The sequence below is a fragment of the Stackebrandtia sp. genome (assembly GCF_035643755.1).
Taxonomy (GTDB): Bacteria; Actinomycetota; Actinomycetes; order Mycobacteriales; family Micromonosporaceae; genus Stackebrandtia.
This window is the reverse complement of sequence record NZ_DASQPW010000118.1, coordinates 1-6035: the sequence shown is the minus strand read 5'-3', so window position 1 is coordinate 6035 and position 6035 is coordinate 1. Positions and strand designations below refer to the sequence as shown.

5 protein-coding genes are annotated in these 6035 nt (G+C 72.8%); 3 read left to right on the top strand and 2 right to left on the bottom strand.

What is annotated here, in order from left to right; translation table 11 throughout:
• The 3 genes from VE172_RS09210 to VE172_RS09200 form a co-directional block, all read left to right on the top strand.
• Positions 1–437 (top strand): sensor histidine kinase (locus tag VE172_RS09210; protein WP_324800238.1); only part of this gene is annotated, 437 nt, incomplete at its 5' end.
• Complete coding sequence (locus VE172_RS09205) at positions 434–1135, top strand: response regulator transcription factor (RefSeq protein ID WP_324800235.1); 702 nt, start codon at positions 434–436, stop codon at positions 1133–1135. The genes VE172_RS09210 and VE172_RS09205, both read left to right, overlap by 4 nt.
• 58 nt (positions 1136–1193) lie before the next feature.
• Positions 1194–4265 (top strand): efflux RND transporter permease subunit, encoded by a 3072-nt coding sequence (locus tag VE172_RS09200; RefSeq protein WP_324800233.1) that lies wholly within the window; start codon positions 1194–1196, stop codon positions 4263–4265.
• 3 nt (positions 4266–4268) lie between these two features.
• Here the strand turns inward: VE172_RS09200 and VE172_RS09195 are convergent, their stop codons facing one another.
• Positions 4269–5552 carry a PH domain-containing protein gene (locus VE172_RS09195; protein ID WP_324800230.1) on the bottom strand — a complete coding sequence of 428 codons (1284 nt, stop codon included), beginning with the start codon at positions 5550–5552 and terminating at the stop codon, positions 4269–4271.
• Positions 5549–6034, bottom strand: a complete 486-nt coding sequence (locus VE172_RS09190; RefSeq protein WP_349258316.1) for a PH domain-containing protein — start codon at positions 6032–6034, stop codon at positions 5549–5551. The genes VE172_RS09195 and VE172_RS09190 overlap by 4 nt, the downstream gene beginning before the upstream one ends.
• Position 6035 lies beyond the last annotated feature (1 nt).

Sequence of the window (6035 nt, the reverse complement as noted above, 5' to 3'; positions counted from 1 at the left end):
TGCTGCGGCGCTCGGGCGGCGACGCGCCGCCGGGCACCGACCCCAGCCCGGGCCTCGACGCGCTGCCCGCGCTGCTGGAGTCGTTTCGGGCCGGCGGAACCGCGGTGGAGTCCACAACGGACGGATGCCCGCGCCCGCTGTCGGCGCGGGTGCAGCTGGCGGCGTACCGCATCGTGCAGGAGGCCCTGACGAACGTGTCCAAGCACGCACCGCACGCGTCCGCGGCCGTGGCGATCGCCTACGCCCCCAGCGATCTCACGGTGGAGGTCACTGACGACGGCCCCGGCGCCGTCGAGCTGGGCGCCGGGCACGGCCTGATCGGGATGCGCGAGCGCGCCCTGGCGGCGGACGGCACCTTCTGCGCCGGGCCCCTCGAGGGGGGCGGCTTCCGGGTGCGCGCGAGCCTCCCCGCGTCCGAAAGCGACGGTGACACGTGATCACGGTGTTGCTGGCCGAGGATCAGGAGCTGGTGCGCACCGGCTTCCGCGTCCTGCTCAACGCCGCCGACGACCTTCACGTGGTCGCCGAGGCCGCCGACGGCGACGCCGCGGTGCGCCTGGCGCGCGAGACGGTGCCCGACGTGGTGCTGATGGACGTGCGGATGCCCGGCACCGACGGCCTGAGCGCCACCGCCGCCATCGCCGCCGACCCGGCACTGTCGACGGTGCGGGTGCTGGTGCTGACCACCTACGAGATCGACGAATACGTGTTCGCCGCGCTGCGCGCCGGGGCCAGCGGCTTCATCGGCAAGACCGTCACCGCCGCCGAGCTCGCCGACGCGATCCGGCTGATCCACCGCGGCGAGGCGCTGCTGTCGCCCGCCGCCACCAGGGGCCTGATCGGGCGATACCTGTCGTCGCCTGCCGCGCACAACCGTGGCGCGGCAAAGGATCTGGACGTCCTGACCGATCGCGAACTCGAGGTGCTGGGTCTGGTGGCCACGGGCCGCACCAACGACGACATCGCCGCCGACCTGGGCATTTCCCGCCCCACCGCCAAGACCCACGTCAACCGGGCGATGCTGAAGCTCGGGGTGCACGACCGCGCCCAGCTGGTGATCGTGGCGTACGAGACCGGGCTGGTGCGGCCCAACGCATCTGAGAGCGGCCTCAGGCCGATACCGCGATCGCGGTAGCCGCGAAACGTTCGCCGGGACGACGCCCGCGCCCGCCGGACCGCCGAACCTTGGACCCATGTCTATCGTGACGCGATGGAGTCTGGCCAACCGCGGCCTGGTCGCCCTGCTCACCCTCGTGGTGGCGGGCGTGGCCGCGTACCTGACTCCGACTCTCCAGCAACAGTTCCTGCCGTCGTTGACGCTGCCGACCGTGTCCGTGGCGGCCGCCTACCCGGGCGCCTCGCCCGACATCGTGGCCGACAAGGTGACCGACCCGATCGAGGACGCCCTGGGCTCCGTCGACGACGCCACCGAGATCACCTCGACCTCCTCGGACGGCACCGCCGGCATCCGGGTGTCGTTCGACTACGGCGGCGACATCGACGCCGAACGCGCCGACGTGGATCGGGCGCTGGCCACCGTCACCCTGCCCGACGGCGTCGACCCGAAGACCTCGGTCGGCAGCACCGACGACCTGCCGGTGATGCAGCTGGCCGCCACGACCACAAAGGACGCCGACGCGCTGGCGCGGAAGCTCGACGACACGGTGGCGCCCCGGCTGCGGTCCATCGACGGCGTCGCCGACGCCACCGTGACCGGCGACCGCGGCAAGGTCGTCACGATCAAGCCCGACACCGATGCCTTGGCGGACAAGGGCCTGACGCTCCAGTCCATCAGCGACGCCGTGAAGAGGGCGGGCACCGCGACCCCCGCGGGATCGATCACGGCCCACGGCAAGACGCTCACCGTGCAGGCCGGCGACTCCTACACCGCGGTGAAGGACCTGGAGGACCTGTACCTGACGCCCGCCGCCGACCCCGCCGCCGCGGGACGGCAACGCGCCACAAAGGAGCCCCGGCCGGTGCGGCTGGGCGATGTCGCGAAGGTGAGCCTCGACGACAAGCAGGCGACCTCGCTGAGCCGCACCAACGGCCGCGACAGCCTCGGCGTGTCGATCACCGCCGACCCGGACGGCAACGCGGTGTCCATCTCCCGCGACGTCCGCGACCGCCTCGACGACCTCACCGACACCCTCGGATCGGGCGCGAAACTCACCGTGATCTCCGACCGGGCCCCCGACATCACCGGCGCCATCGACGACGTCAGCACCGAGGGACTGCTCGGCCTGGCCATGGCGGTGCTGGTGATCCTCGTGTTCCTGGCGTCCATCCGATCCACCCTGGTGACGGCCGTGTCGATCCCGCTGTCGGTGCTGATCGCGCTCATCGCCCTGTGGGCCCAGGACTACACGCTCGACATCATCACCCTGGGCGCGTTGACCATCGCGATCGGCCGGGTGGTGGACGACTCGATCGTGGTGCTGGAGAACATCAGGCGACATCTGTCCGAAGGGGAGAACCGGCGCACGGCCGTTCCCGCGGCCGTGCGCGAGGTGGCCGGGGCCGTCACCGCCTCGACCATCACCACGGTGGCGGTGTTCCTGCCGATCGGTTTCGTCGGCGGCATCATCGGCGAGGTCTTCGGTCCGTTCTCCGTCACCGTCACCGTGGCGCTGCTGGCCTCGCTGCTGGTGGCGTTGACGGTGGTGCCCGTCGGCGCGTACTGGTTCATGAAGCCGCCGAAGGCGACCCGCGAACCCGACAGGCGCCCGCCCCGCCCCGGCCTGCTGCAACGCGGCTATGTGCCGATCCTGCGGTTCGTCACCAGGCACCGCCTGTCCACCGTGGCGGTCGGGCTGCTGATCCTCATCGGCACGGCCGCGGCGGTGCCGCAGTTGAAGACCAGCTTCCTGGACGACTCCGGCGCCAGCACCGTCAACATGACCCAGACCCTGCCCGCCGGGACGTCGCTGGAGGCCGCCGACGCCAAGGCCAAGCGGGTGGAGCGGCTGCTGCGGGGCATCGACGCCATCGACACCTACCAGGTGAACGTCGGCGGCGGCGGCTCGGGCACCCGGGCCCAGCTGCGCGGACAGACCTCCACGTCCACCGACATCAGGTACGCCCTGAGACTCGCCGACGGCAGCGACGCCGACGCTGTCACCTCCGAGCTGCGGTCCACACTGGATGATCAGTCGGGTCTGGGGGCCATCTCCGTGGCCGACGGCGGCGCCATGGGCGGCGACACGCTCGAGGTCGACGTGTCCGCCGACGACGCCGACGTGCTGGCCCGCGCCAGCCACCAGGTCGCCGACGCCATGTCCGACACCCCCGGCGTGGTCGAGGTCTCCAGCAACCTGAGCCAGACCGCCTCGCGCGTCGACATCAGCGTCGACCGCTCCGCCGCCGCCGACCACGGGCTCACCGAGACCGACGTGGCCGCCGCGGCGACACTCGCCGTGCGGGGAACCACGCTGGCGCAGCTGACCTTCGACGACACCACCGCCGACGTCGTGCTGGAGTCCGGCGGCGCGACCCCGACGTCCCTTGAGGATCTGCGCGACATCGAGGTGGCCAAGGGCGTGCGCCTCGACGACGTCGCCGACGTCGCCCGCGTCGACGGCCCGGTCTCCGTCGACCACGTCGACGGCGACCGCACCGCCGTGGTCACCGGGACCAACACCGCCGATTCCCTGGGCGCCACCACCAAGGCGCTGACCGCCCGGCTGGGCGACCTGGACCTGCCCGCGGGCGCCGCCTACGCGATCGGCGGCGCCTCGCGGCAGCAGTCGGAGTCGTTCGGCGACCTCGGCCTGGCGATGGCCGTGGCGATCGTGCTGGTCTTCCTGGTCATGGCGATCACCTTCCGCAGCGTCGTCCAGCCGCTGATCCTGCTGGTGTCGATCCCGTTCGCCGCCACCGGTGCGATCGGCCTGCTGCTGGCCACCGACACGCCGCTGGGCCTGGCCGCCGGGATCGGCCTGCTGATGCTCGTCGGCATCGTCGTCACCAACGCCATCGTCCTCATCGACCTCATCAACCAGTACCGCGCCAAGGGAATGCCGCTGCGCGAGGCGGTCATCGAGGGCGGGCGCCACCGGCTGCGGCCCATCCTGATGACGGCGCTGGCCACGATCTTCGCGCTGACGCCGATGGCCGTCGGGCTGACCGGCGGCGGCACGTTCATCTCCACGCCGCTGGCGATCGTGGTGATCGGCGGACTGGTCAGCTCGACGGTGTTGACGCTGGTCCTGGTTCCCGCGCTGTACACGATGGTCGAGCGGCGCAGGGAGGCCCGGGCCTCCTGAGACTCACGTGGCGGCCGCGCGGGCCCGCTCGCGCAGCCGCCGCGCCATGTCCAGGGCCTCGGCGACGTCGCGGTGGGCGGCGTGGGCGGGCATCAGGGTGCCGCCGGCGATGTCGGCGTGGACGGTGGCCAGCCGCAGCCAGCGCTGCACGCGCCCCTGGGTGACGCGCACGCTCTGTATGCGGGCGTAGGGAACCGCGACCAGGGTCCTGGTGAACCGTCCGCTGTGGGCGATGAACACCTTGTCGTCCAGGGTGGCGCCGAGGATCGGCTGGGCCAGGGGGGCGCACCAGCGGGCGCGCCGCGGCACCCCGCTTAGCCGCGCCGCGGTCATGTCCACACCGGACAGCGCCAGGGTGGTGACGAGGCGGGCGTCGGCGGGGTCGCCCACCGGCAGCAGCACGTCGCCCGAGGCGACCTGGTCGCGGTCGCGCCCGCCGCCCCCGGCGTTGGCGACCCGGCAGCGCGCCCAGCCCGCGCCCCGCCACAACAGCGGGTACTGGATCATCGCGGCGGTGACCCGCGCGAACGGCAGGGTTCGGGTGTGGCGCTCGGTGAGGCCGCGCTTCACCCGCAGCCCGTCGGGCGTGTCGTCCAGGGTGAAGTCGTAGTTGGTCATCGCCTCGCGCACCGGGCGCAGCAGGATGCCCGCCATCGCGGTGATGAGCCCGGCGATGCCGAAGAACGTCACGTCGGGGTTCCACACGAACGTCACGATCGTGAACGCCACCGCCAGCGGCAGCGCGAACACCTGCGGGGTGAGCAGCTGCGCGGCGACGAGCCGCTTGGGCGGCACCGACAGCAGCGCCCGCGACGCCGCGGGCTCCTCCTCGTCCTCGATCTCCACACCGGACTGCTTCGACAGCTCCAGCAGCTGCCCGCGCAGCCGATGCGCCTCGTCGAGGGTCAGATAGGACAGCGGCGCCTCGGTCTTGGACGCGCCCACCACCTCGCAGCGCAGCTCCGCCAGGCCGAGCGGCCGGGCCAACAGCGGCTGCACCACCTCCACCGATTGCAGGCGCTCCAAGGGAATCGTGCGCTGGCGGCGCACCAGCACGCCCTCGGTGATGTGCAGCTCGCGCCCGGCGATGTTGAAGCCGGTGAAGTGCCACGCCACCCACGACCACGCCACGGCCGCCAGGCCGCCGCCGGCCACGATGGCCGCGCCGATCCCGATGCCGAAGCGCGCGAAGCCCTGCCACGACAGCGCGGCGATCACCACGCCGAGCATCTTGACGCCGCGCAGCAGCGGCGACAACGGGTGCAGCCTGCGGAATTCGGCGTTCACAGGCCCTCGCGTTCCGCGGTGGCGCGCTCGGCGAGCCGGTCGCGCAGTCCCGCGGCGTCGCCGGGTTCCAGGCCGGGCACGGTGGCGTCGGTGGTGGCCGCGGCGGTGTGCAGCTGGACGGTGGCCAGGTCGAAGGAGCGCTCCAGGGGGCCCGCGCTGACGTCGACGAACTGCATTCGCCCATAGGGGACGATCGACAGGCGCCGGGTCCACAGGCCGTGGCGCACCAGCAGGTCCTCGTCGCGTTCGGCGTAACCCCAGGCGCGCACCGCCCGTCCCAGCACCGTCGCCCGGATCGCGCAGCACGCGAACACCGCGCCGCCGATGGCCGCTCCCCAGCCCCATCCCCACCACAGCCAGGGCAGGCCGACGGCGATGGCGGTGGCCGGGGCGGTGAAGGCGGCCAGGGCCAGCAGGCGCAGCCGCACCAGGCGGGGGGAGACGCGGTGCCAGGTGACCTCGCCGGGCCACGACTCCCACAGC

Bases quoted from the DNA above. Each gene is read 5' to 3' on its own strand.
- VE172_RS09200 (WP_324800233.1), top strand. From the start codon at position 1,194: ATGTCTATCGTGACGCGATGGAGTCTGGCCAACCGCGGCCTGGTCGCC.